General features: G+C 49.3%; 18 protein-coding genes. 4 read left to right on the top strand and 14 right to left on the bottom strand.

Annotated elements, in window-relative coordinates; translation table 11 throughout:
• Window positions 1–172: 172 nt before the first annotated feature.
• The 5 genes from D515_RS02260 to sbcD all read right to left on the bottom strand — a co-directional run bounded on the left by D515_RS02260 (window position 173) and on the right by sbcD (window position 8,280).
• Complete coding sequence (locus D515_RS02260; protein WP_002535667.1) at window positions 173–1,126, bottom strand: PstS family phosphate ABC transporter substrate-binding protein; 954 nt, start codon at window positions 1,124–1,126, stop codon at window positions 173–175.
• Window positions 1,120–2,415 carry a phosphate regulon sensor histidine kinase PhoR gene (gene phoR / locus D515_RS02255; protein ID WP_002535665.1) on the bottom strand — a complete coding sequence of 432 codons (1,296 nt, stop codon included), beginning with the start codon at window positions 2,413–2,415 and terminating at the stop codon, window positions 1,120–1,122. The genes D515_RS02260 and phoR overlap by 7 nt, the downstream gene beginning before the upstream one ends.
• Window positions 2,416–2,473: 58 nt before the next feature.
• Window positions 2,474–3,163 (bottom strand): phosphate regulon transcriptional regulator PhoB, encoded by a 690-nt coding sequence (gene phoB, locus D515_RS02250; protein WP_002535663.1) that lies wholly within the window; start codon window positions 3,161–3,163, stop codon window positions 2,474–2,476.
• 210 nt (window positions 3,164–3,373) lie between these two features.
• On the bottom strand, window positions 3,374–7,048 hold the full coding sequence (locus D515_RS02245) for an AAA family ATPase (RefSeq protein WP_002535662.1): 3,675 nt from the start codon (window positions 7,046–7,048) through the stop codon (window positions 3,374–3,376).
• Window positions 7,045–8,280, bottom strand: a complete 1,236-nt coding sequence (gene sbcD, locus D515_RS02240; RefSeq protein WP_002535661.1) for an exonuclease subunit SbcD — start codon at window positions 8,278–8,280, stop codon at window positions 7,045–7,047. The genes D515_RS02245 and sbcD overlap by 4 nt, the downstream gene beginning before the upstream one ends.
• Before the next feature lie 122 nt (window positions 8,281–8,402).
• On the opposite strand from sbcD, the gene rdgC reads away from it, so the two are divergent.
• Window positions 8,403–9,314: a recombination-associated protein RdgC gene (gene rdgC, locus D515_RS02235; protein ID WP_192815484.1), complete on the top strand. Its 912-nt coding sequence runs from the start codon at window positions 8,403–8,405 to the stop codon at window positions 9,312–9,314.
• Window positions 9,315–9,386: 72 nt separating this feature from the next.
• On the opposite strand, the gene D515_RS02230 is transcribed toward rdgC, so the two are convergent.
• A complete protein-coding gene (locus tag D515_RS02230) occupies window positions 9,387–10,664 on the bottom strand; it encodes a peptidoglycan DD-metalloendopeptidase family protein (RefSeq protein WP_002535658.1) in 1,278 nt (425 codons plus the stop codon).
• 263 nt (window positions 10,665–10,927) lie between these two features.
• Between D515_RS02230 and trhP the strand changes: the two genes are divergently transcribed.
• Both trhP and D515_RS02220 read left to right on the top strand, forming a co-directional pair.
• Entirely contained in the window at window positions 10,928–12,325 is a 1,398-nt protein-coding gene (gene trhP / locus D515_RS02225; RefSeq protein WP_002535657.1) for a prephenate-dependent tRNA uridine(34) hydroxylase TrhP, read from the top strand.
• Between the two features lie 3 nt (window positions 12,326–12,328).
• On the top strand, window positions 12,329–12,583 hold the full coding sequence (locus tag D515_RS02220) for a YfhL family 4Fe-4S dicluster ferredoxin (protein WP_002535655.1): 255 nt from the start codon (window positions 12,329–12,331) through the stop codon (window positions 12,581–12,583).
• A 63-nt stretch (window positions 12,584–12,646) separates the two neighbouring features.
• Here D515_RS02220 and mepA read toward each other — a convergent pair whose 3' ends face one another.
• From mepA to D515_RS02180, 8 genes are all read right to left on the bottom strand, one after another.
• Window positions 12,647–13,495 carry a penicillin-insensitive murein endopeptidase gene (mepA, locus tag D515_RS02215; RefSeq protein ID WP_002535654.1) on the bottom strand — a complete coding sequence of 283 codons (849 nt, stop codon included), beginning with the start codon at window positions 13,493–13,495 and terminating at the stop codon, window positions 12,647–12,649.
• Window positions 13,496–13,657: 162 nt separating this feature from the next.
• Window positions 13,658–15,589 carry a TonB-dependent receptor domain-containing protein gene (locus D515_RS02210; protein ID WP_002535653.1) on the bottom strand — a complete coding sequence of 644 codons (1,932 nt, stop codon included), beginning with the start codon at window positions 15,587–15,589 and terminating at the stop codon, window positions 13,658–13,660.
• Window positions 15,590–15,744: 155 nt separating this feature from the next.
• On the bottom strand, window positions 15,745–16,449 hold the full coding sequence (locus tag D515_RS02205) for a response regulator transcription factor (RefSeq protein ID WP_002535650.1): 705 nt from the start codon (window positions 16,447–16,449) through the stop codon (window positions 15,745–15,747).
• A gap of 108 nt (window positions 16,450–16,557) precedes the next feature.
• Window positions 16,558–17,424 carry a sugar phosphate isomerase/epimerase family protein gene (locus D515_RS02200; RefSeq protein WP_002535649.1) on the bottom strand — a complete coding sequence of 289 codons (867 nt, stop codon included), beginning with the start codon at window positions 17,422–17,424 and terminating at the stop codon, window positions 16,558–16,560.
• Window position 17,425: 1 nt separating this feature from the next.
• The gene (locus tag D515_RS02195; protein ID WP_002535648.1) at window positions 17,426–18,697 is read right to left on the bottom strand and encodes a DUF6005 family protein; all 1,272 of its coding nucleotides are present in this window, start codon (window positions 18,695–18,697) and stop codon (window positions 17,426–17,428) included.
• Window positions 18,698–18,706: 9 nt separating this feature from the next.
• A complete protein-coding gene (locus tag D515_RS02190; RefSeq protein ID WP_002535647.1) occupies window positions 18,707–19,963 on the bottom strand; it encodes an AMP-binding protein in 1,257 nt (418 codons plus the stop codon).
• 7 nt (window positions 19,964–19,970) lie between these two features.
• Window positions 19,971–21,692 carry an IucA/IucC family protein gene (locus tag D515_RS02185; protein ID WP_002535645.1) on the bottom strand — a complete coding sequence of 574 codons (1,722 nt, stop codon included), beginning with the start codon at window positions 21,690–21,692 and terminating at the stop codon, window positions 19,971–19,973.
• Window positions 21,679–23,469 carry an IucA/IucC family protein gene (locus D515_RS02180; protein WP_002535643.1) on the bottom strand — a complete coding sequence of 597 codons (1,791 nt, stop codon included), beginning with the start codon at window positions 23,467–23,469 and terminating at the stop codon, window positions 21,679–21,681. The genes D515_RS02185 and D515_RS02180 overlap by 14 nt, the downstream gene beginning before the upstream one ends.
• Before the next feature lie 65 nt (window positions 23,470–23,534).
• On the opposite strand from D515_RS02180, the gene D515_RS02175 reads away from it, so the two are divergent.
• Window positions 23,535–25,037 (top strand): MATE family efflux transporter, encoded by a 1,503-nt coding sequence (locus D515_RS02175; RefSeq protein ID WP_239643921.1) that lies wholly within the window; start codon window positions 23,535–23,537, stop codon window positions 25,035–25,037.
• The last annotated feature ends 478 nt before the right edge of the window (window positions 25,038–25,515 follow it).

The following is a 25,515-nucleotide window of genomic DNA, read 5'->3' as shown; positions in this document are numbered from 1 at the left end:
AAATGCTCGATAACTGCGTTGAAAAACTTGATTGTAGAATAACTACTTATCGAAATTTTCCGCCTTGTTCTCGAGCATTTTTCCTGCGCTATTTCTGATCAGCCACCTACTATGATTGGTATAAAACACTCTAACCAACAACAATAAAAAAACGGTGCAGAGGCACCGTTTTTTATTTTTCCAATCCGAGCAGGATTAGTTGCTGTTCGATCAATTCATCCGGTAGCGGCACAAAGCCTTCTGCTCCCACCAAAGCCTGTCCCTGACGGGAAAGGATAAGCTTAACGAATTCCGCTTCCATTCTCGGTAAAGGCTTATCCGGCACCTTGTTCACGTAAACAAACAGGTAACGTGAGAGCGGATAAACACCGGAGATGACATTATCGACGGTGGCATAAACCTGCTCGCCCTCGACATCCAGTGGCAGCATCTTCGCCCCCGCTGTGCGATAGCCCACCCCAGCATATCCAACCGCGTTGAGTGATGAGCTTACCGATTGCACCACAGAAGCAGAGCCCGGTTGCTCATTCACATCCGGGCGAAAATCGCCATCGCAAAGCGCCTGATCTTTGAAAAATCCATAAGTGCCTGACACCGAGTTGCGGCCAAACAGCTGAATATTTCGCTTTTTCCAGCTTCCCGGAAGACCGAGCTGCCCCCATTTATCAATCCGCTCGTTGGAACCACAACGCAGCGTTTTGGAAAACAAGGCATCAACCTGCGTCATGTTCAGTACATCAAGCGGGTTGTCTTGATGAACAAATATCGCCATTGCATCAATAGCGACTTTAATCGCCGTTGGCGGATAGCCATACTTTCGTTCAAACAGTTCAATTTCACGCGGACGCATTTCCCGACTCATGGTGCCAAACTGCGCCGTTGCTTCAATCAACGCTGGCACCGCAGTAGAAGAGCCCGACGTCTGGATTTGCACATTGACGCTTGGGTAATACTTTTTGAAAAGCACGCCCCATTGAGTGACCAAGTTGGCCAAGGTGTCTGAGCCGACCGTCGAGAGGTTACCGGAGATATTATCTACACGGTGATATAGAGGGAGGTGATCGTCAGCGGCAGCAGGTGCCGCCGCTAATAGGAGTCCAATCAGGGTCAAAGCCCGTTTTAACATGCCAGACGCTCCGGAAGGGTGAACGAGAACGTACTACCCTGTCCCACCTTACTTTTGATTTCAAGCTCGGACTCGTGATGATTCAGCGCATGCTTCACAATGGCTAAGCCAAGCCCACTGCCGCCTGTTTCACGTGATCGCGCTTTATCAACGCGATAAAAACGCTCGGTCAGTCTATCGATATGTTGGGGCGCAATACCTTCACCACTATCAATCACCTCCAGTCTCGGTCCTTTGCGGGACTTAAACCATCGGACTTTAATTTTGGCGCTGGCTGGCGTGTGTTTCACCGCGTTATACACCAGGTTAGAAATGGCGCTGCGAAGCTGATCTTCATCGCCCAGCACTTTGAGTGAATGATCGATTTCAAACTCAAAGTCATGCGCCTGATCGCCACTGAGTGTCTGGGCTTCTTTTTCCAACACATCAAGCATTGCTGGCACGTCTACTTTCTGATCCAGCGCGATCTTCACACTCGCCTCAATTTTCGACAGAGTCAGAAGCTGTTCCACCAGACCTTCCATACGGGTCAACTGCTCGGTCATTACACCGTGAGCTTTACCCCACATTGGCCCCACCAGCATCTCTGGATCTTCAGACATTTCCAGATAACCACGCAGCACCGTCATTGGCGTACGAAGTTCATGGGAAACGTTGGCGAAGAAGTTGCGGCGCATACCTTCGAGCTGTTTAAGCTGGGTAATATCACGCACCACCATCAGGTACTCACCTTCGGCATAAGGCATGGTACGAAATTCGAGGGTTTTCGATGCGTGTAGGGTCGAGCGCATTTCGAAAGGTTCACCCAGCTCCGCACGGCTCAAGTATTCAATAAACTCCGGCGTACGGATCAGGTTGGCAATGTACTGACCGGCATCGTCAGGCATACGGAAGCCCAGTAGCTCTTGTGCCAGCTTGTTACACCAAACAATCGAGCCGTCGTGCTCAAACACTACGACCGCATCGGGCAGTGATTCTGCACCATTGCGGAAACGGCGGATAAGATTGGCAAGCTCTTTACGACGACGACGGTTACGCTTTTGCAGACGGTAGATACCGTTGAACAGTGGCGTCCAGCTTCCTGAGCCGGTTGGTGGTGTCAGGCTGCGCTCTTTCCAAAGCCAGTCAGAGAGTTTGAGTTGGTGATAGAAGTTCCACAGCAACACCAAAACCGTTGCCAATAGCAACAGCCAAGGCAGACCGCCAAAGAACCAGCCTATGAGAAACCAGGGTAGATAAAAAAAAGCCAGCTCAAGAGCCAGCTTTTTCCATGTAAGTCTTTCGACCATCAATGTCTCCAAGATGCCACCCGGTGGCCTTCGGATGACCTATGACAATAATGCGTTATCAGGTGCGCGTTGAGAAACGGTAGCCTGCGCCACGAACAGTTTGTACCAACTTGTCGTGACCGTCTTCTTCCAGCGCTTTTCTTAGTCGACGAATATGCACGTCAACGGTGCGATCTTCAACATAAACGTTAGTGCCCCAAACGTTATTCAGAAGTTGCTCACGACTGTAAACACGCTCTTGGTGGGTCATGAAAAAGTGCAACATCTTAAACTCGGTTGGACCCATTTCCAGCGGCTTTTCATTTGAAGTGACGCGGTGTGAAACAGGATCAAGCTTCAGACCATGCACATCAATCACGTCATCCAGCGACGTTGGTGATACCCGGCGCATCACGGCTTTCAGGCGAGCCATCAGCTCTTTTGGTGAGAAAGGCTTGGTGATGTAATCATCCGCGCCGACTTCCAAACCGCGTACTTTATCTTCTTCCTCGCCACGCGCTGTGAGCATCACAACTGGGATTTGGCGGGTCAGTTCATCACGCTTGAGATGTTTGATCAGGTTGATCCCTGAGCCGCCAGGCAGCATCCAGTCCATCAGGATCAGTTCAGGGTAAGGCTCGCAGATTTTTTCCAGAGCACTGTCATAATCTTCTGCTTCTACGGCCTGATAACCTTTTTGTTCCAGCACGAAACACAGCATTTCGCGAATAGGTGCTTCATCTTCGACAACAAGTATCCGTCTTACCATTTTTCCATACCCAGTTAGAGTGGTTTATTTGCATTTCTTGGACGCCATTATGTGATTATATTATGACATTTTTGTGACCTTTCGCGAGGTTTGGCGCGGTAGACAACCAGATACTGCCTTTTAATCCAGATATTTACTGACTGTTTTTCACCCGCCTAACCTACTGGACACAGCATCAGCCTTCGCTTCGGGCTAACTGCTTCTCTTTTATCAAGAAACGCGGAATTTGTTATCCAGCTCACTAACACCCAAGCCTGTTTTTTTCGAAACATGAAGCTGGGTAGGAATGCGTTCTTTCATCGCTTCAATGTGACTGATCACCCCGATCATCTTGCCGGATGCATTCAGGTTATCCAGTGCATCCAGCGCCACATCCAAGGTTTCACTATCCAGTGTGCCAAAGCCTTCATCGAGGAACAGTGAGTCGATGCTGGTCTTGTGACTGACGAGATCCGATAACGCCAAAGCCAATGCCAAGCTGACAAGGAAACTCTCACCGCCCGACAGGGTTTTAGTATCACGCTCAATATCACCCTGCCAGGTATCCAGCACGCTGAGTTCCAACCCTTCACCCTGTTTGCGGTTCAGTTGGTAACGTCCATGGATTCGGTCGAGTTGTTTATTCGCCAGATACACCAGATTATCCAGCGTCAGACCCTGCGCAAACTTACGGAATTTATCGCCTTTTTGTGAGCCAATCAGGGAATGCAGATACTGGATGTCATCGTATTCCGCACGCAGGCGTTCTATCTCGGCAAACAGCGCCTGTTGGTTCTCTCGTCTTTGATGATCAGATGCTAAAGCATGGCTTAGCTCACCACTTCTGCGCACAAGCGTTTCCACGGCCTCTGATTTTGCCGCTAGCGCAGACTCCACCTCATCATGCGGGGTTTGCTGCCAAACTTCTGCCCGGTCATGGGCTAGCACTTCAACCACATGCTGAAAGGCTTTCTCCAGCAGCACTTTTGCACCTTCAAGGGCATTTTCCAGCGCGCGTTTATCGGTAAGTAGCTGTTGTTTTTCTTCCTCCGGAAGCAATGCAGCCTGGAACATTTCCAGAGAATCAAAAGGCGAAGCCCCAAGACTTTCTTCCCATTGGGATGCATAACTCTGTGCCTCGGCATTCAGCGATGCCAGCGACTGAGTTTGGCTTGCCACTTCTGCCTGAATCGCGCGCAGATCGCCAAGACATTGCTGCGCAAAGGCTTGTGCTGCTTGATGGGAAGCTTCCCCTTGTTCCGTCTGAACAGCAGCGCGGCGCTTTTCCTCTTCCACCCGCTTGTCACCAAAGAGCTCAGTGCGTTTTGCTTTCGCAGCTTCAAGCTTGCCGGTTAGCGAATCAATCTCGGACTGAAGCGCGCCCAGCTGCTCAGCCAATGTATGGTACTCTTTCATACAATTTGAAAGCTCAGCCTCAAGCAATGCTACCTCTTTGGCCAAGACTTCTTTTTGCTGCTGGTTTTGCTCCCATTTTTCACCGTCTTGCTTTCTCGACGCCAACCAAACTTGAAGCTCATCATGCTCAGGGGCTTGGTAACCACTGTCTGCAATTTGCTGGCTCAACACGCTTTCGAGGGTCTCGAGGTAATCAAGCTTCTGGCGCTTATCAGCAGCCAGCTTCTGCGCTTCCTGTTTTTTGCTTTCAATCGTCACTGACAGAATGGAGAAGTGTTTCTCGGTGCTATCCCATGCACGGGTAGCCTCATCCCAATACTGTTTTGCCTGCTGCAGGGTTTTCTCTTGCGCTTTGAGTGCATTCAAAGTTTGAGTCAGTGCATCACGCTGCTGGATTTGCTGCTCGTTGAATGCAACAAAGGCGTCACGCTGATCGATAGTCAGAGCTAAGTTGAGTGGTACTGCCGCCTGGGCCCATTGCTCGCTAAGCGCCATTTGTTGCTGCTGACAACGCAGGAGATGCTTATCCAGCTCTTCGATGTAACGCTTCGCCGCCTCAAGCTTCATACCGGTTTCTTTGCCAGTGTGCCCCAGCTCTTCTAACGCCACCTCTGCCGCTGACTTTTGCTGCAGGGTTTCAGAGACATTGAGGATAGCTCCAGACAAGGCCGGATGCTCGGTGGAGCCACAAAGCGGGCAGGCTTCATGTGGCTGCAATGCCACACGATATTGCGAGAGATGTTCTTCCTGACTGACAAGCTTTGACAGTGCCTCTATCAGTTGCTTTTTGTCTTTGTATTGCTGTCGAAGCGAAGTAACTTCAAGCTCTAAGCCTTTGGCTTGTTGAGTCTGTTCCGCTAGCGTTTGGCGCTTTTCCGCGCTCTCTTTGTCCAGTTCCAGCCATTGCTGCTGCCATTGGCCTAACTGGAAGTAAGTGGAAAGTTGCGCATTTAGCTGCTCGCGCTGTTTATCCAGAGCGTCAACATCACCATTTGAGGTTGCTTGCTTAAACGCTTCTTGCTGTGCTTCCCATGCTTGTTTGGCTTGTTCGCTTTGGCTTAGTGCCGCCTGTTTTTCTTTCTCGGCATTTTCCGCTTTCGCGATCTCTGTCTGCAATTGGGCATTAAGCTCACTTTCGTATTGCGTCAGTTTGCCAATCGCATTTTGTTCTTGTGCGATCTGCTGGCCCATCTGCGCCCATTGACCAAGGTGTTGTTTAAGCTGGCCTGCAAACTGATTGGTGGTCAGGTAGGTGGAAACGGCTTCCAGAGCCTGCTTTTTGGTCTCAAGGTTCTCTGTGGTTTTTTCCTGTGATGAAGACAGAGTAACCTGCTTCGTTTTCAGGCCCACCTGTTGCTGCAAAAACTCCTGCAGCCGCAGAGATTGGTGTTTGATGTCGGTGTCGAGCGGCAAGACTTTCTCACTGATAAGCTCTTCCAGCTCGCTTTGCTGGGTTTTCGCCAGTGTGAGCGCTTCTGAAGCTTTCACTAACCCTTCGTCAGCCTGCGCGCTCTTTTCTGTGTTAGCCTTCAATGCTTCCTGTTTGGTAGCCAGCAATGCGGTCGTTGATTCCACGCTTTTCAACGATGACTGCCAACGCTCATAAGGCATGCGCAGCTTTTCCGCTGGCTCACTGTTGGTGAGTTTATCCAGTTGTGGTTTGGCTGCCTTCCAGTTTTCTTCTGCAGTTTGTTGCTGTGCTTCGGCCTGACTTTTCTCTTGATGGCTTTTTTGGTGCTCTTTCCACCATGTCAGGTGCGCCGTGAGCTCGGTCTGTTTTTCGCGCTCACTCTTGAGCAAGGCTTCTGTTTCTTCCTGTTCTTTTTCGAGAGCTTCAAGCTCCTCGCTACTCAGCAACTGCACGCCTTTCGCTTCGGCCTCTTTCTGGCTCAAAGCCTGTTTTGCTGCGGCAAAATGCTCATGCACTTTTTCAGAAATCCGGCCGTAAATTTCTGTCCCGGTCAGCTCTTCCAAAAGCTCCGCGCGCTCGTTTTCTTTGGCATTCAAGAAAGCAGCAAACTCACCTTGGGAAAGCATCATGGATTTGGTAAAGCGGGCAAAGTCGAGACCCGTAACACGCTCAACCAATTCATTTTTCTGCTTCACCTGTGTAGCCAACACCTTGTCGGTTTTCGCGTCCACCAGCTCCACATCTGCTGGCTGTAAATTACCGTCCACTTTTCCACGGGAACGGCGCATGCTCCAAAACGCGCGGTAGGGGTGGCCTTTTACTTCGAATTCTACTTCGGCAGAACACTCCGCCGTGCCACGGGTCATGATTTCATTGCTGGAATTGGAGATCAGCCCCAATCGCGGGGTCTGGTGATAAAGCGCCAGACAAATCGCATCAAGCAATGTGGTTTTACCCGCGCCCGTTGCGCCGGTAATGGCGAACAGGCCATTGTCCGAAAATGGTGTTTGGGTGAAATCAATCTTCCACTCGCCTTTCAGCGAGTTCAGGTTTTTAAAGCGAAGGCTCAGGATCTTCATTCTTCACCCTCCGCATTCTCAACTTCCGCCACAATTTTGGTGAACTGGGTTTGGATCCGTTCTTTCCGCGCAAGTTCGTCCTCCCCTTCAAACACCTCGAGAGCCAGTCGCTTTTGGAAAACATCATTCGGTGTCAGCTCAGAAAGGGTTTCTTTCGCCTCTTGTGTCAGCGCCTGAGCTTTTGGCCCACGGGTGCGCTGAAGCTGTAACACCTCTACATTGAGCCCTTCAGTCATCAGTTGAATACGTTGTTGTAAATCAGACAGATAGTCCTGCACAGAGACCTCAATGTGCAGCCAGACAGCTTTTGGATCATCATGTTCCAAATACTCTGAAAGCTGCACTTCTATCTCTTCCAATGACCCTTTTAGGACACCCATAGGCTGAAAGCTCGGAACGCTGATCGGTTCGATACGCACGCGCTGGTCGCCGTCGAATTCCACCAGCACCACCTGCTTGTTGAATTTGAGTTCATCAAAGCTCAAAGGGATCGGAGAGCCGCTGTATCGGATATGGTCTGACTTGGCGACAATTTGAGGGCGATGGATATGCCCCAGGGCAATGTAGTCGGCAGGCGGAAAGCCATCTGCCGCAAAGCCATCGAGCGTACCAATGTAGATATCACGCACGGATTTAGATGGGCTAACGCCTAGCGCGGTTAGGTGGCCCGTCGCGATAATTGGCACCTGCCAGCCGTTATCATCGCGCAGCTTCACTGCTGCCTGATACAAGTCGTGATAGTGGGATTTAATAGCATCACCGAGCGCCTGACGCTTTTCCGTGCCGGATTCGCCAGCTTGACTGGTCAACACGTCGCGGGGGCGCACGAAAGGCACTGCACACACAATCGCACCGATTTCGCCATCGTGGTTTTTCAGGGTAATGAGTTGGTCTTGCAGATCCTCGCTGGTGTTTGCCACCACATGGGTATGCAGGCAAGCCAGCAGGGATTTGGATTCTCTGAGCGTGGAAACCGAGTCATGGTTACCGCCCAGCACCACCAAAGAACAGTTGCGCTGACTGATGGAAACCACAAACTGGTTATACATTTCACGGGCGTAACTTGGCGGCGAACCTGTGTCGAAAACATCCCCGGCCACGATGACGGCATCAATCTGATTTTTATCTATTTCCTGTAAAAGCCAGTCCAGAAAAGCCTGGTGTTCCTGCTTGCGGCTTTTGGTGAAAAAGTTTTGCCCTAAATGCCAGTCTGACGTGTGGAGTATTTTCATTGAAAGGTGTGCGCCTGTTCTTGTGCTCAGTGCCTGATTGTACCGTATTTGAAGCGACATTCTCTGCCTGATGCAATACCATGTGGCCTTTGTCATTACCGGATGGATAAAGCCTCGCCATGATTTGGTTCAAGAATATTTTCACCTACCGCCTGACCCGAGACATCGACCTCGACCCGGAGCATATTGAAAAACAACTGTCTGAATTCCGCTTCACGCCTTGTGGCAGTCAGGACATGCAAAAGTTCGGCTGGACCACCGCGCTGGGCAAACACGGCGACATGATGACGCACGTCAGCGATGGCAACATTCTTATCTGTGCCCGTAAAGAAGAGAAAATGCTGCCAGCCTCGGTGATCAAAGATTCACTGACCGCCAAAGTGGACGCAATGGAAAAAGAACAAGGCCGTCCGCTGAAGAAAAAAGAAAAAGACAGCATCAAAGATGACATCGTGATGGATCTGCTGCCACGTGCGTTCAGCCGCATGAGCCAAACCTACGCGCTGATTATGCCAAAAGCAGGTCTGGTACTGGTTGATGCAGGTAGTTCTAAGAAAGCAGAAGACATTCTCGCGCTGCTGCGCAAATCCCTAGGCAGTCTGCCAGTGGTACCTGTTGAAACCAACAAGCCAGTTGAGCTGGCAATGACTGAGTGGGTTCGCTCTGGCAACGCACCAAAAGGCTTCGAAATCGGTGAAGAAGCTGAGCTGAAAGCCATTCTGGAACAAGGTGGCGTGATCCGTTGTAAGCAGCAGGATCTATCGAGCGATGAAATTCTGGCTCACATCGAAGCAGAAAAGTTAGTGACTAAGCTGGCGATGAACTGGCAAGACCGCATTGAGCTGATGCTGTGTGAAGACATGTCCATCAAACGCATCAAGTTCTCGGAAGAACTTCGCGACCAGAACGCGGATATCGACCGTGAAGATGTGGCTCAGCGTCTGGATGCAGACCTGTCGCTGATGTGCGGTGAGCTGGGTGCTTTCCTGCCGAATCTTTACGAAGAACTTGGCGGTGTCGACAAAGGCGAGTAATCGTCTTCTACACTTTGCCAAAAACAGAAAACGGGGCTTAGAGCCCCGTTTTTTTATTTCTTTGGTTCGTGCTTACTTGAACTGCGCTTTCAGCATTTTCTTATCGTAAGCCGCGACAGATTTCTTAAAGTCGGTCATTTCGGCACGGGCTACTGAAGTGGCCATCGGGATCTTCGCCGTCATCGGGTTCACCGCGCGGCCACGAATCAACAATTCGTAGTGAATGTGCGGGCCAGTAACACGGCCACTCCGACCAGACAGCGCAATACGTTGACCGCGGGTCACACGCTGCCCTTTACGCACCAAAATCTTACTGTTGTGCAAGTAGCGGGTTTTGTACTGGTTACCGTGATCGATCACCACGTATTTGCCTGCGTAAGGGTGATTACGCACCATCACTACCACACCATCACCGGTAGAAACCACAGGCGTACCTGTTCTCACCGCGAAGTCAGTCCCGTTGTGCGGCGAAACACGGCCAGTAACCGGGTGTTTACGACGTGGGTTAAAGTGCGAACTGATACGCTCTTTACGATTGGTCGGATAACGCTGGAAGGCGCGTTGCAGACTCTGACCGTCTTTATCGTAGTAGTTACCATCGGTGTGCAGGTAAGCCGTGATGGGTCGGCCACGGCGTTCAATGCGGATCGCTTTAATTTCACGCGCTCCACTCGCCTGCCCATCCACAAATTGCTCTGCACGGACCACTTCAAACTTATCTCCGGCGCGAAGATCGCGGGAGAAGTTCATCTTGTCCTTGAGCAGATTGGTAATCACTTCCACATCGTTGTAGCTCAGGCCCGCACGACGCGCAGAGACCGAGAAGCTGCCTTCAATATCGCCAACTGTGACAGTTTCAACCCAAGTCCCCGGAATCGACACTTCGTTGAATTCATAGCTGCCATCATCAAGTTGTACATATTGCACTTTCGAGGCGATATTGAACTCAAGCTCCAGTTTTTGCAGATGTTTTCCATCAGGGTCAACCCAAAACCGCAGGATGTCATTGGGTTGCAGGGTATCGATGCGAAGGTGGTTAAGGTCAGCTTCCATCAGCTTTAACAGGTCACTATACGGAATGCCGAGCTTCATGAAAATTTCGCTCAGACTGTCGCCAGTCTGAATCGTGTATTCGTAAGCAGGAAGGTCGACGGCACTTTCCGTCTTTACTGGTTCTTCTTTCTGAATAAAAGAAGGGACGACAGATTCTGGCAGATTGAGAGGGACAACCCGGATCGGCTCTTGTTGTAGCGTATTAAAGGATACTGCTACCGTCACGAGCGACAAGCCCATCAGGCCAAGCATCGATTTAGACAGCATGCTAAATCTCTTGGTTTTCTTTTCGTACATCAGTCCACATCTCAATGTTGCAGGTTCTTTCGCCTTAAAAAAGCCGAGAATATCCTTACAACGTACATACCTTTTCAAACTTGTGTCAAATCATTCACTAAAAATGAATGTCGACCTGAATCATCCAAAAGACAACCTTTTCTGCAAATGGTTTCCCGATCGGAACTGGCTATGTTAACAAGATCACAGTAAAATCGCCCGCTTCCCCGCACCACTTTTTGATGCGGCCTGACTTATACTCAGAATTAGTAGAAGCAATGACTATGTTTGTACCAGAACTTTTGTCCCCAGCCGGTAGCTTGAAAAACATGCGCTACGCCTTTGCCTATGGCGCTGACGCGGTATATGCCGGCCAACCTCGTTACAGCCTTCGCGTGCGTAACAATGAGTTCAACCACGAGAACCTGCAAATCGGTATCGATGAAGCGCATGCGCTTGGCAAGAAGTTCTACGTGGTATGTAACATCCAGCCTCACAACTCAAAGCTGAAAACCTTTATCCGTGACCTGAAGCCGGTGGTTGATATGGGCCCTGACGCGCTGATCATGTCTGACCCAGGTCTGATCATGATGGTACGTGAAGCATTCCCTGAGATGGCTATTCACCTGTCCGTACAGGCGAACGCGGTGAACTGGGCGACGGTTAAGTTCTGGCAAACCCAAGGCGTTGAGCGTGTGATTCTTTCCCGCGAGCTGTCGCTGGAAGAAATCGAAGAAATCCGCAAAGAAGTGCCTGAAATGGAGCTGGAAATCTTCGTTCACGGTGCACTTTGCATGGCTTACTCTGGCCGTTGTCTGCTGTCTGGCTACATCAACAAACGTGACCCTAACCAAGGCACCTGCACCAACGCATGCCGCTGGGAATACAAAACAGAGAAAGCGACTGAAGACGAAACAGGCCAAATCGTTGAGATCCAGCCTGCAGCATCGGTTCAAATCCAAGAAGCTGAAGAGCGTCCAGACAACACCATTGGTCTCGGCAAACCTACTGATGAAGTGGTTCTGCTGAGCGAAGCGCATCGCCCAGACGAAAAAATGGCGGCGTTTGAAGACGAGCACGGCACTTACATCATGAACTCGAAAGATCTGCGTGCGATTCAACACGTTGATCGTCTGACTAAGATGGGCGTTCACTCGCTGAAGATCGAAGGCCGTACCAAGTCTTTCTATTACTGTGCGCGTACAGCACAGGTTTACCGTAAAGCGATTGATGATGCCGTTGCAGGCAAACCGTTCGATGAAACCCTGATGACCACACTGGAAAGCTTGGCTCACCGTGGTTACACCGAAGGCTTCCTGCGCCGTCACACCCACAGCGAATACCAAAACTATGACTACGGCTACTCAGTGTCTGACAGCCAGCAGTTTGTGGGCGAATTCACCGGTAAGCGCCGCGAAGGCATGGCGGAAGTAGAAGTGAAGAACAAATTCATCACTGGTGATTCACTCGAGCTGATGACGCCGAAAGGCAATGTCGTCTTCAAACTGGACGCGATGGAAAACCGCAAAGGTGAAACGATTGACGATGCTAAAGGTAATGGTCACTTCGTTTACATTCCAGTGCCGGAAGACATGGATCTGGAATTTGCACTGCTGATGCGTAACCTGACCGACGGTGCGAACACCCGTAACCCAAATGCTCCACAAGCGGTGAGTGCGTAATCGATGGCACTACTGATCACCGAGAAGTGCATTAACTGCGATATGTGTGATCCTGAATGTCCAAATGAAGCGATTACTTTCGGCGCAGAGATCTACGAAATTGATCCGGACAAATGCACGGAATGCGTGGGTCACTATGAAAAGCCAACCTGTCAGTCGGTATGCCCTATCACCAACTGCATCATCATTGATCCTGAACATAAGGAAACCAATGATGAGTTACTGGAAAAGTTCGTCAAACTCCAGGGTTTGGTTTAAGCCTTAATAGGTTAATGAAGAAAAGCGCCTTTCGGCGCTTTTCTTGTATCTAAACAAGGAAAATTACTGGGTTAATACCACCTCACACTGACCCGGTTTTATCTTCACCCGCTTTTTCTTGGTGGTGGTCGCTACTGTTTTTGTTTCGTCGACAGGTTTCGGGCGCCAACTGATTAACTCCGCACCGCAACCATCACCTGTTGGCGGTGCATTCTGGGAAATACAGTTTAAGCTGCCTTCAGGACATTGAAGCCTGACATGCATGTGGTAATGATGCCCCCACCATGGACGTACCTTGCGTAGCCAGTTTCTGTCTTCCCATGCCATTTCACACAAGGTCTCTTTAATCACAGGGTGGACAAAAATACGCGCCACCTCTGGCTCAGATGCCGCCACCTGAAACAAAATGGCATGTTCTTTCAGCCAGTTATCACGTTTCAGTGCGTAATTCTGCAAGTCCACCATGCTGACGGCCGTCGGACTTTCCAGGGAATCTTTGGTTAGCGATTCCGGCGCAAAACTCAGCCAGATATCAGCGTCTAATCCTGTCTGGTGGCTGGAATGTCCTTTGGTGAAATTACCACCGCGCGGCATCGAAATATCTGCAATCATCAAGTCGTCCAAGCCAAAACCTTTGGTTTTCTTGGCCAGCTTAGTGAGATAGGCAATCATGTTCGGGTGGCCGTAATAACGGTTCCTTGAAGGACGAATCACCTGATACCCTTCGCCTTTCAACGGCAAGGCTTCACCACCACTCAGGCAGCCATTGGCGTAACTCCCAATCGATTGTTCCACACCAAGATACGGTTCCTGCACCTCCTCCCAGGGATTGGCTTCTGCTGGCGACATTGCCATCCAGAATCCGAGAAGAAACATACAGATGAAAAGGATCATCAGAATGTCTTTTTTCATGATGTCACCACCTAAAAAGGGATTATTTCAATCTTAGCAGTCAGGACTTAGGACAATCACAGAAGGTTACGGAGAGTGCGGAATTATGCCGAGAAGATCAAAAACAGGTAGGCGAGGCAGAGGAGAAAAATAAAGGGGAGCCAAACTCCCCTTCATTGAGACTTAGAAGCCCCAGTTCAGTCCCAGACGGATGTTACGACCCGCTTCGAGTGGACCGTTGTAATCTTCGCTAAGGCTAGATTGATCACGGTAAGCCTTATCAAAGACGTTTTTCACTGACGCTGTCAGCGTCAGGTCTTCACCAGAAACTGGCATCCACTGTGCGTAAATATCATGCACGCCGTAGCCAGGTTTTTCTTCGGTACCTTCTGGCACATCTGTCAGGCGGTCAACAAAGCGGCCCGTCCAGCCAAACTCCAGATCGTCATTAGCATAGTAGCTCAATGAGGTTACCAGCGTGTCACCGATAGAAGTACCGATGTTCATGCTGCCATCATTGAGTGGCTCACCGTTAAATTCAGGTTGCGCTCGGCTGAAGCCAATCGTCGCAGTGAGGCTATCCAGCTGGTATGCAGCGGTGATGTTGAAGCCTTTGTTGTCCAGTGTGCCGCTGTTTTCGTAAACAGTGCTGTCGCGATCTACCACGTCTTCAATTTCGCTATCAAAGACCTGCGCTGACACATAACCGTTATCGAAGCTCCAGTTCACGGTAAACTCGGTATTTTTCGCCGTTTCGCCTTTACGGTCCTCCGAGCTATACACGTAGTCCAGCAGCCAAAGTTCGCCCACTTGAGGGCCACGGAACGCTTCTGCGTACCCCAACACGACATTCAGATCTTTGGTGATGTAGTAAGTCACTGCAGCATTCGGACTGAAACCGTTGTCTGAAATATCGGTGCCTTCAGAGCGGGTATCACCATCACGCAGATCTTCATCCAGAGAATAACGGTCATAGCGTGCACCAGCGCTCAGAACCAGTGATTCTGTTGCGTTGTAATCACCCTGAACATAGACACCAAACTGATCGCCCTTGTCTTCAAACGTTTGGCCACTGCCGCTGAATGTAGAGGTATCCTGACGGAAATCAGTACCATAAATCAGAGTCAGTTTTTCAAGCGCTGATGTGTTGCGGATATCACCACCGACAGTTTCAGTGTTACCGACATACGTTCCCCAACGAGGGTCATTCAAACGCTCAAGTTCAAGATCGGTGTAGTAAAAAGTGGTATCGAGGTTTAACCACTTACTGTTCGGCGCTAAGACATAATTCAGTGTCGCTGTATCGCGATAGGTTTCTTGCTCGAGCGGGTAGTTTCTCGAGAAGTCACCCATGTGAGGACGGGCATAGCGTGTTGCTTTGTCTTCTTTGCGCTCATAGCTGACGATAATTGTTTGGTCTTCAGTCAACTCACCAACGACTTTAGCGAATCCTGAGCCATTGCGGAAACCAGTGTGCTCAGCCGTGTCGCCGTTACCATCTTTATAGTCATCTTGGTCGTTATAACCCAGAGAAGCCAAGACACTCACACTGTCCGTTATAGCACCATAACCACTGGCGGTCGTTTTAAAACCATCAGTGTTGTCGTTAAAGACAGTTTTTACACGCCCACCGAAGTTTTCACCTGCGGCCAAAAGTGTACGTGGGTCTTTTGTCTTCATTCGAATGGCACCACCCAACGCACCAGCACCGTCAGTCGCGCGGCCAGCGCCAGCAGAAACCTCAATTTGCTCGAGCAGTTCAGGCTCGACAAACAGGCTACCTTGGTGGTGGAATAGCGAACCTGATTGAACCGCACCATCAATGGTTACGTTCAGCATGGTGTCTTCGAGACCACGAACATAGACTTTCTGCGCATAGTCAGTGCTACCGCCCACAGAGACTTCAGCACTTGAACGGAAGATATCGTTCAGGTCGTTCGCCTGAATGGCATCCAACTGATCAGAATCGACGAATACTTCTGGTGCTGCCTGGGTGTTTCCAGTGACAACGATAGTTTCGTGGTCATCAGTATTGGCGATGGCAGATTGAGAAAACAGAGCGGCGATAACAGCGGCACTGAGTGGAGAGATTTTAAAAGAGCTTCCTTGAAACATTACAACGTCCTGCAACTACAATGATAATGATTCGCATTATTATTCATTGATACGTTGTGCTGTAAACGCCTTTTACAACTGTTACAAAGTCAGCCTAATAAAACTAATTTATTGATAAGTAAGACATTTATAAAAATAGCGCCAGATGGCGCTATTTAAGAGAAGCAATACCCTTTTCCATGGGCGGTCTGTAATCGCTCAGCCGCCATGCCGACCCCCACCAGCTTCTTACGCACTCTGCTCAAATGCATATCAAGACTGCGATCGTACTTTTGGAAGTCCCTCGCCAATACCTGCCTGTAGAGAAAGTCTTTGGATAACACCTGATGCTGCTGGAACACCAATGTCCAGAGCAATTTGAACTGAATGGGTGTGACAGAGACTTCCTCTCCATCATAGAAAACAGTCTGATATTTTCTGTCCAGTACCAACTCGTCCACCACCAATTGGGTTTTGTTCTCCTTGGTAGGAATCTGAGCGCTTCGCCTTAGCACGGCAGCAGCACGCCAAACGATTTCATCCAGAGGCTGCTGCCTCGTTATATAGTCATCAGCGCCAAACAAAAAGCAGTTCATGCAATCATGGTGATTGTATGTATCATCCAGCATCAGAATCGGCGTTGCGGCCTCCTCCCGGTAGCGTTTCAGCAAACGAAAACCTTCCATTTCAGGCAGGTCGGCAGCAAAGATGACGAGATCGAGATTGGTGGTTCGATAGATGTCTGAAGCCTGTGAATCAGAAACACAACGCCTGATGGCAAAGCCTTTCTCATTGAAACGATGTATCAGCTTTTCGCAATACGTTCGGTTTCTGTCAACAATCAGGATTTGCCCTGCCGATGGTGCACTGTGTAGGGACATTCCGTTACCTAAAGGTTACTAACTCATAAACGATAATGATTTCGATTATCAATATCATTATTTAAAGTTAAAGCACGAACCTGCTTTAGGGAGACCGAGATCACATAATCAGGTTAAATAATCTGGGCAGCCAACAATTCTTGATGAGTTCTCTCTCAGTAAGCTCAGTTTCATCTCATCCAATGCCGCTTTGTCATCCAATAATGTCTGTTTCACATTATGTCCAAACCATTCCAATGAAGCCGTCGCTGCAGGCTTACCGAGTACCTGTGACAAAAACTGTTGGTAGTCCATTGCCCCTTCCAGCAACGGCACCATGCCGTATCGACTCCCTGCTGGCGAGTAGACGTTTTCCGGAGCGAAAACGGTTAGCAGTTCCCGCGACAGCACATTCTTAAGGTGGTAATGACCAACGTGCTCTTCTACCTGCTGGTGAAATTGAGCCGGATCCTCGCCGGACTCCCAAACATGCAAGGTGTCGTAATTAAGCTTCAGTGCTGGATGATCAACTTCATCAATCAACTGCATGATTGATGATGAGGTGTCGGCCAACGTACCGGGATGGGTTTCTACCAGCACATCCAAACCCTGATCGGCGGCGTACTCACAGATCCCTCTCAGGCGCTGTGTCATTTCCTTACGCGCTATTGCTCCCACTTCGCTACTCGCTTGGTGACCAGCAAAAGTGCGCACCTTCTTGGTATCCCACTGTTTTGCCAATCGACAGATATGGCGGCATTTTTGCCAGGCATTGCGCTTATCACCCGCAATGGGCAAATAGTCACTTAACATGGAAATCGATAGTCCCATGTCGTTAAGCCACTTGGCATCATATTGCGGCTGTGCCTCCAGGCTCAGGGCATGAGCTCCCCAAAGCTCAATACCCTGAAACCCGTGGCAACAAGCCCACTCCGCCAGATTGTCCATTGAAACAAGCTGGTGTCGGAATGAAATGGTACAGATTGAAAGCTGCATATCAGGCAACCTCTACTGCCGCTTCAAGCGGTAAATCGTTCAGTTCGCACCAATCACGATAGACTTCGTTGAGGCGTTTTTTGATGCGAAACTCCGTACGATCCTGCTTATTCAGCAAGGCGTAGATCTCGACCTGTAGATCCAGATCGCCAGTTTCTGCCAGCTTCATGATTTGGTATTGGATCCGACCATAGGTTTGGATGAGCTCTTCAATGACATCACACCAGATCTCAAAATCATCATCGGGCAGGCCTAGCGCGCGCCAGAAGAAAGCAAAGCCGTGCTCGTAGGCATATTTACGCACCGCAATCACCCGAATTTCACGCAATGCCAATGATAGGTCCGTGAGTTTTACCCCTGCATAACCGCGGACATGAGCGTCCAGAATGCGTCGAATGGCACTCGTCAGCGGATTACCGTCAGCAATAAAGCACGCCTCAAAGTAAGCTTGAACATCGCGATCATCCGCATGCTGTAAACCGGTTTCATCCAGCAGGTAGCCGCCTGCCACACTCGGTTGGGAAATTGCATTGAAGATACGCGCGCTTTCGAGCTCTCCTTCCCAACGGAAATCCGGATCGGACATAAACAGGGTTTTAGGATCATGGGTGTTCTCAAGCATCACGTAGTGTGGAAATGGGTTCTGATTGAACTTATTCTCGCGCTCCGGTAATTGATACATATCTAGCATCACCATCAAGTGTGAGGTTTCTGCTTTGGTTGCCAACAGACGCTGCATTTCTTCAATGTTGTCTTGTTTGGTTTTGCCTTCGTCATACCAAGGAGCCAGTGCCACACCATACAGGCGGTGGTACCATTCAAGGAAACTGCCATGGTTTATCTCGTCGGAGTGGTATTGAAGCTGGTAGTTCTCACTGATGGTGAAGGTCGCATCCCAAACGCCGAAGTAAAACGGACGGTGATCAATGCCTTTTCGCTTTAAAGACTCACAGACGCAACTGACAAAGCAATGTACTTTGACGTCTTCAAATTCTTCCTCCTGCGCCTTTTGCGCAGGCTCATTACGTTCAATACGACACAGGAAGTCCGCCAGACTGGAAACTGTCGCATAGTCTGCCGCGGTAATATTTTCCTCCGGCACGGTCAAACCCAAATCCAGCTCAAGATGCAGGATTAGCTGAAGGATAAGCACCGAATCCAGATAAAGGTCTTCATTCAGCCTTGCACTCTCACTGAATTTCTCCATGTGGGCATTTTGCATGTTGTCGCTCAATACCTGGCGAATGGATGCAATCAATTGTTCGCGTTCCATGGGCGCTCCTTAACCTATCGCTGGAATGGAAATTTTGCTTTGAGACAGCACGTTACGGTTGATCTTTCCGTTGGCCATTTTTTCAATCACTGTGCATTGCTCGATATCGACGGGCAGTTGGTAGGATGCCAGCCGTGTCGAACACCATTTTCGGATCCGGCTTGGTTCTAGCGTATCGCTTGCTACAAACTGCAGACAGACCCGTTCACCTGATAGCGGATCCGAGCGTTTGAAGACCACAGCTTCGGAGATCTCAGCGATCTCAAGTACCACGTTCTCAACGTCCTGTGGGTACACATTCAGGCCAGAAACATTAATCATGTCGTCTGCACGGGAAACGAAGATCAACTGACCCTGCTCATCGAAATAGCCAAGATCTTTGGTGAAGATGATGTCATCCCCTTTTTGCACCACGATCTCTCCCGGTCTTGAAGTGTCGATACCGGCATTGACCTTGAGATGTCCAAGCGGGGTACCGATGTGATTCGCCGCTTTGGTATCCGAGTTAATGGCAATACAGCCAGCTTCTGAGCAGCCATATTGCTGGAAGACATACTTGGCTTTTTCACGCAACGCCTCAAACCAGGCTTTGGGTAACACAGTGCCCGAGGTCATCACGGCATTCAGTTGTTGGCCTTTCGGGTAAAGCTGCACCACTGAGTGAATCAAAGCTGGGGACGAATACAGCAAATGATCCGGCGTAGTCATCAGCTTTTTCAGCAGGAATTTCGGGTTAATGTTGTTAATGATGACTGGTGATTGACCACGCTTCAGTGCCACAAATACACCGGCAATCAAGCCATAGGAATGGGTGATCGGGCAGGCAATCAGTGGAGTCATCTTGTTCGGCTTTTTGAACTTCGCGACGTAGCTTTCTACTTCTTCGTCGATTGAAGACCAGCTTCGGGTGATCACCTTTGGCTCACCGGTGGTGCCGGAGCTGGTTTGCACCAGCACAGCCACGTCATCATCACCTTCTTGCTGAAGCGACATCGCAGGTTGCCCTTGTTCAAATAGCAGGACGTGGCACTGGGCGCGTGTTGCTAATCGTTTGGCAGCAAGACGGGGCGTCGGGGCGAAAATGGGGTAAAAAGAGCCGCCATTGGCTTTAAGGTACAAACACACCGCCAGCAGATAAGCTGGGTCTTCTGTGCAAACAGCAAAGCGCTTCCCTGCGCAGCTGCCAAGTTCAGGGTGTGAGCGGAACGCTTCGTTACTGCGCTCAAAGAATTCATGACTGAAAAAGTCATCATTTACGTAAATCATAACGTCCCTATTTTTGAGAATATTTATGAAATGGGTTGGGCACCAAGTGGTGACACTCAGCCTGGCTTCCTTTGAACTTTCGGGTCATCAGAGACTCCGTCAGTACCTGCGCCTCGGTGTAGCCAAGTTGCTGCAAGCGGCTATCAAGTTCTGGGTGGTCATCGGCATAGTCTTCGAGCTTTTGGCCTACCATGTTCCAAAAGCTTTGTTCGCTCATGCCGTAGCTTTTTTCTATGAGAAAAGAGACCTCTGTCAGGCTGTAAACAAAGAGGGTGTCCATCACCAATTCACGCAATAACTCCACCGAACTCATGCCGTAGTAGTCATCGATCGGAGCATCTGCGAGGAAAGGTTCAATGGAAGCAAAATCTGGTAACCATTCTGGGTTGGCCAGAAATGGCAGGTGGTATTCCACACTTTCATGGAAATCCCGCACTATGACTCGTTCCGGCCAGCCATCACGATGAACCAACACCATGTTCTGACCATGAGGTTCAATACCAATGCCGTGTTTGACCAACAAGTGCCATACAGGTAGCACCACGACATCGATTAAACGGCTCAACCAGATATTCAAGCCATAGGTTTCTACCCAGCCAGCAATGAAAGGTAAGCCGTCGTCTTCAAGCATCATTAATGCGTTAAAGGGAATCGCTGACTCACCCTCATGCAATTTGGGCTGCACACTTTCGCGAAAGATAACCGCAACTTCTGAAGCCAACGGAGACGTTTCAGACGACATCTCTGGCACATGGAAACGGGCACCGGCGTACTCTTCCAAAATAGAGAGCGCCGACAGTTCGAAGTCACTTTCAATAATCCGGTTAAGCCAGGAAGAAACCACTGGCGCCAGACAAATAGAGTGCGGTGCCAATGTGCGCTTCGATGAGGTATTCACCATGCTCAAAGGCAATTTGATATTGGCTCTATCGGAATAGCTTGCATTCATTAAGGTGCGAACAGATTGCGATGCGGTGTATTGATCAGCTCCCAAGCCCAGAAATATGAGGGTTTGATCAGCAAGTGGCTCTAGCAATTGTTCTTGCTTCAACTGTTGCCATTGCCATGGATGCATAGGCAACAGCGAATATTCATCCCAACTTTTGTCCTGTGCACTCAGTGCCCCAGACAGTCTTAACCATTGAGTTCGGCCAAGCTCTCTGAGCCAGAAAGCGTCATGGGGCTGAGGCAAATTTTGTTTGATGTGAGTGCGCTTAACGGCGAGCCAACAAAGGTAAAAGGGCTTGGAAGATTCAGGGCCATAAGCCTCATGATCTGCAGCACTGAATCCGGTACGCGCCTTGAAGGATGGATGGTAAGGATGTCCTTCATCCAGCGAGCCTTCCAAGGTTTCAAAATTTTGGTATCGACGGGATTCAGGCTTACTGACGTATCGACGGTTCCATTCGCATAGAGCTGCTGTTTGTGAGAACTCTTCGGCAAGCGCGTACTTGGTTTTCTCTGTCGCAGGCAAATCTTCAATGATCTGCTGCCAATGCGCAGCAACATTGGCTCGAACACCATCGATACATAACGACTGAATATCGAGTCGATAGCGACCAAATGCGCCTCGCTGACCCGGGATGAGATATTCTCTTTCCCCAAGCTTCCAAGCGAACTTCCCCTCTTTATCAGAGGCTTCAACGCAATTTTCAAACAGTACCGCTTCTAACAGTTGCTTGATGACTCTTTCAATCGCTGACAAGTTCTGGCTATTAGGCAGAGGCATAGTTCACCTCCATCGGCTCTTCCAGACATGTCATCACAAGCGGGTTGGAAATCGTGCAATAGATAGCTTGTTCGTTGTCTGCCAGCAGTTCATCAACATCATGAACACGGGTTAACAAGTTGGCTTTTACTGGGATAGCTGATTCTGACAGCAGCTTTTCGACAAACAGTTTTCCCGCACCAGAAAGGGTGTTTCTCAGCGCATATAGCCTCTGCTGAACGAAGCTGATAAGAATTCGCTCTTCAACCAAACCATCTGCTCCCATGCGGCCAATGATGGAGAACAGATGGTTGATGAACAGGTAATAAGCAAAACGATCGCAGATAACATCGTCATCGAAATAGAGAGAGTCTACGGTGACAGAATCCGGCTCCATGGTTGCCAGATATCCACGATACGCTTTGGAAAGGTAGAACCCCTGGTTATCACGGAAGTAATAAACCGACGGAAGCCCCTCTTTCATCTCAATCAAACTGTTTTGCTGGTGAGCTTCAAGTGCAATGCCATGTTCGTCATAAAGCGCAATCATTGGCTCTATCGCGCATTCCCAGTATTTGGCAAACCACTTGATGGCAATGCGCAGGTAATCTGCTTCATTTCGGTTCGCAAGCTTGCTGATAACGTCATAAAGCATTGAGCTTTCACCTGGCATTGGAGACTGAGTCAATGCCGCGATGGTAACGACATATTGATCATTGCCTTCAGGGAAAGGATTCTCGCGTATGATGACTTCAAAACCACTTTCTTCCTGACCAGGCAAATCGACTGTGATGTATGCAGGATCAGTAATGACCTTGAAGCAGGCATGGCGCTCACTGAAACCCGTTTTGCGATATAAGGTCGCCATGACCACACCAGCATCCAGCTCATGGCGTTTGTTAACACGTAGTGAGTTGGTGATTTTTACTGGCAGGGAGAATTTGTACATCCAATCCAGATTCGGGTGATAGAGAGAGCGCACAGAAGATGTAGCAGTAAACTCTGGGCCATAACTTCCCAAATCCTTAATATCGCCTGCCTTTATCAACTCTCGAATATCATTTTGATGAAGAAGCCACTGCGCTTGAAGGGGATGCATGGGAACCACAATATGGGTTTCTGGTTTATCCGCCGCTGCCGGCAAAGATTCAGTGATCACTTCTTCTGCGGTCAACGGGATCGCAGACCGTTGCTTGATCAGAGCACGATCAATACTGAAGTAATGAAGGGGAAAGCGCCCTTTTGTTTCAGGTGCATAGAATGCGTGATGATATTCCAGCATTCCCTGACGGCTTTTCGGTGTGGGATGCTGCCAATGACCAAAAAGCAATGATTGCTCGGCATCAATGAAATTTGGCTTCCTGAGCGATGGATCGCCACGACGCTCTTCAATGTATTGCGTCATTAATCGCTGGCTTTCAATCACACGCAGCATGAGCTCTTGCTTGCACTCGAAAGCGGCTGATTTTGCGTGGAAAATCCCTTCGATCAGTTGTTGTAAAGCATGCGTCTCTGAGACCACTTTCCAAGAGAACTTATCAAATTGGATCATTACTTCGCCAAATCGGTGATTCCCCACCAATGAGCGGTACTCAACATTTACGGCAAGCTTTCCTACTAAATGTGGCAGTGAAATCTCGACAATCCACTTGTCTTTTGCCACATCCCCCAATCGGCCCACCGACATCTGCCAGCGTGAAGCGGGAGACCAATCTCCAGCGTCGACCTCTTTCAGATAACAGTTAAAGAATGCTTGAAAGGATGCTTTCTCTGCGATGTTGCTGGCTATCTGACTCACGTTTCCCTCGCCTTATACCAAGCGCGCCTGAATGGCGTTTAATCTGATAAGGCCAAGGATCCTAATTGATATTAATTCTCATTACACTAAAAGTTACCATTGTTACAACACGTCATAAGGTAAGTCCCACATCACCTTTACCACACGTGAAGGTGGCATCCTCTTCACGCATCATGACCATCCATTATTCTCTCTATACTAAGATTATGACTTCCAAGAACCGTGTGTTGGACGCACCGATAGTCCCTACCTTCTTCTATTTCGCCATCCCTTCATTTATTGGTCTCGTTGCTATTTCTAGTGCCAGTATTGTTGATGGGATGTTCGTCGGCAGATTTCTGGGTGCCGACGCGCTAGCAGCCATCAACCTGCTCATTCCTTACATCACGTTTGTTTTCGCCGTGTCTTTGATGATTGCAATTGGCGGGACTGTTCAAGCAGGGGAACATATAGGCAAGGACGAACTTGATAAAGCTAATGCTGCCTTCACGCAGTCTATGTTGGGCGCATTCGGGTTCAGTTCGTCGATGGCGATGATCAGCTCCATCTTCAGCACAGAACTCTTTTACTTTCTAGGCGCCCCAGCTTCACTTCATCCGCTCATGGAGCGCTATTTCAGCGTTCTCACCGTCTGCATGATTGTCCAGCTGACCACCATGGTGCTCTATTACTTTGTACGCGCTGATGGTTTCCCAATGCTCGCAACCTCTGCACTTATGGTTGGCGCAGCGACCAACATCACTCTTGATTACGTTTTCCTGGGAGTATTAGGACTCGGGATTGAATGGGCAGCATGGGCGACAACCTTTGCGCAGTTACTTCAGTTGTCGGTGCTTATTTTCTATTTCGCGAAGCCTTCGAGAACCTTGTCGCTCTCAAAGGCAGGATTAGAGATAAGGAAGTTTGTGAGCGCGCTTATCAATGGCGCTTCGGAATTCATTAATGAAATTTCAGTGGGTATCGTTATCTTCACCGTACATTGGTTACTAATGAAAAATGGCGGTCAGGAAGCGGTCGCAGGTTTTTCGATTGCCAACTACATTCTGTTCGTCAGTATGATGATGTTCTACGGCGTGGTCGATGCTATCCATATTTTAGTCAGTCAAAACAAAGGAGCGGGTAACCTATACCGTATCAATCGTTTCATGGCACTCGCCGCAACCACAATCGTATTTATTAGCAGTGCCTTGGTTTATCTCTGCCTTGTAAAGCCCGATACCGTTACCGAGCTCTTCCTGACAGATCTGGATGAGAAAGCATCTTCACACGCTCTCAGTTACATCGCCATCATATGGCCATGCCTGATGCTCAGCGGAATTAACGTTCTTATTTCCGCTTACTTCACCGCAATGCAACTGCCAAAACAATCAGCAGCCATCGCGTTGAGTCGAGGATTGGTACTGCCTGTTTCATTGATCTTCGGTTTGGTTATTTTCTTTAAAGACCAACACTTCCTTACTGCGCTTCCTCTCGCCGAATTCTTTACTCTCCTCATTGCCTGCGCGTTGTTTATCAGGCAGCAAAAGCACATGAGTATAAAAAGGCCTCTAGCGACCAGTAACGCATAAACGACAAAGCCCTGCTGAACCAGCAGGGCTTTAGTTTTAATAGCATCGAGTCATCTTCCTGCCTGTCCTTCGACAATCAACATCTACAGCAACCTGCCCAGTTGAATCACGAATTCATGGTCACACTTTAAAGAAGACTCAAACCATAAAGAAGTGAAGCTGAGGATGGGCTGCAAAAAGGAGCTCTAATCGCGCACGATAAGCACTACTTACTATGGCACGGCGGCTCAAAGTGAGCAGAATTATTCTGGATCGCAGATAGCTAAAAACTCAGACTTTCGTCCGAGACGCGTAGCCTGAGGTTTCTCGGAACGGCCGGGCTGGCGCACCAGTGGGACTCAACGGGGACGCCTAGTTGCGCACGTCCAGTGCCTCGCCCTAAAGTGCGAAGCACTTTTCAGGGCCACACATAGCAAAAAACCTCAGCATTTCTGCTGAGGTTTCTTTAAGAAGTGGCGGAGCGGACGGGACTCGAACC

This window comes from Grimontia indica (assembly GCF_000333895.2).
GTDB lineage: Bacteria > Pseudomonadota > Gammaproteobacteria > Enterobacterales > Vibrionaceae > Enterovibrio > Enterovibrio indicus.
Note: the sequence above shows the minus strand (reverse complement) of the source record. Positions and strands in the feature narration are given on the sequence as shown.

Excerpts from the sequence above, each read along its gene's own strand:
- D515_RS02195 (WP_002535648.1), bottom strand. The coding sequence starts at position 18,697 with ATGGAACGCGAACAATTGATTGCATCCATTCGCCAGGTATTGAGCGAC.
- D515_RS02220 (WP_002535655.1), top strand. The coding sequence starts at position 12,329 with ATGGCACTACTGATCACCGAGAAGTGCATTAACTGCGATATGTGTGAT.
- D515_RS02200 (WP_002535649.1), bottom strand. The coding sequence starts at position 17,424 with ATGCAGCTTTCAATCTGTACCATTTCATTCCGACACCAGCTTGTTTCA.
- D515_RS02205 (WP_002535650.1), bottom strand. The coding sequence starts at position 16,449 with ATGTCCCTACACAGTGCACCATCGGCAGGGCAAATCCTGATTGTTGAC.
- phoB (WP_002535663.1), bottom strand. The coding sequence starts at position 3,163 with ATGGTAAGACGGATACTTGTTGTCGAAGATGAAGCACCTATTCGCGAA.
- mepA (WP_002535654.1), bottom strand. The coding sequence starts at position 13,495 with ATGAAAAAAGACATTCTGATGATCCTTTTCATCTGTATGTTTCTTCTC.
- trhP (WP_002535657.1), top strand. The coding sequence starts at position 10,928 with ATGTTTGTACCAGAACTTTTGTCCCCAGCCGGTAGCTTGAAAAACATG.
- D515_RS02210 (WP_002535653.1), bottom strand. The coding sequence starts at position 15,589 with ATGTTTCAAGGAAGCTCTTTTAAAATCTCTCCACTCAGTGCCGCTGTT.
- D515_RS02260 (WP_002535667.1), bottom strand. The coding sequence starts at position 1,126 with ATGTTAAAACGGGCTTTGACCCTGATTGGACTCCTATTAGCGGCGGCA.
- D515_RS02230 (WP_002535658.1), bottom strand. The coding sequence starts at position 10,664 with ATGTACGAAAAGAAAACCAAGAGATTTAGCATGCTGTCTAAATCGATG.
- D515_RS02185 (WP_002535645.1), bottom strand. The coding sequence starts at position 21,692 with ATGCCTCTGCCTAATAGCCAGAACTTGTCAGCGATTGAAAGAGTCATC.
- D515_RS02245 (WP_002535662.1), bottom strand. The coding sequence starts at position 7,048 with ATGAAGATCCTGAGCCTTCGCTTTAAAAACCTGAACTCGCTGAAAGGC.
- D515_RS02190 (WP_002535647.1), bottom strand. The coding sequence starts at position 19,963 with ATGATTTACGTAAATGATGACTTTTTCAGTCATGAATTCTTTGAGCGC.
- sbcD (WP_002535661.1), bottom strand. The coding sequence starts at position 8,280 with ATGAAAATACTCCACACGTCAGACTGGCATTTAGGGCAAAACTTTTTC.
- phoR (WP_002535665.1), bottom strand. The coding sequence starts at position 2,415 with ATGGTCGAAAGACTTACATGGAAAAAGCTGGCTCTTGAGCTGGCTTTT.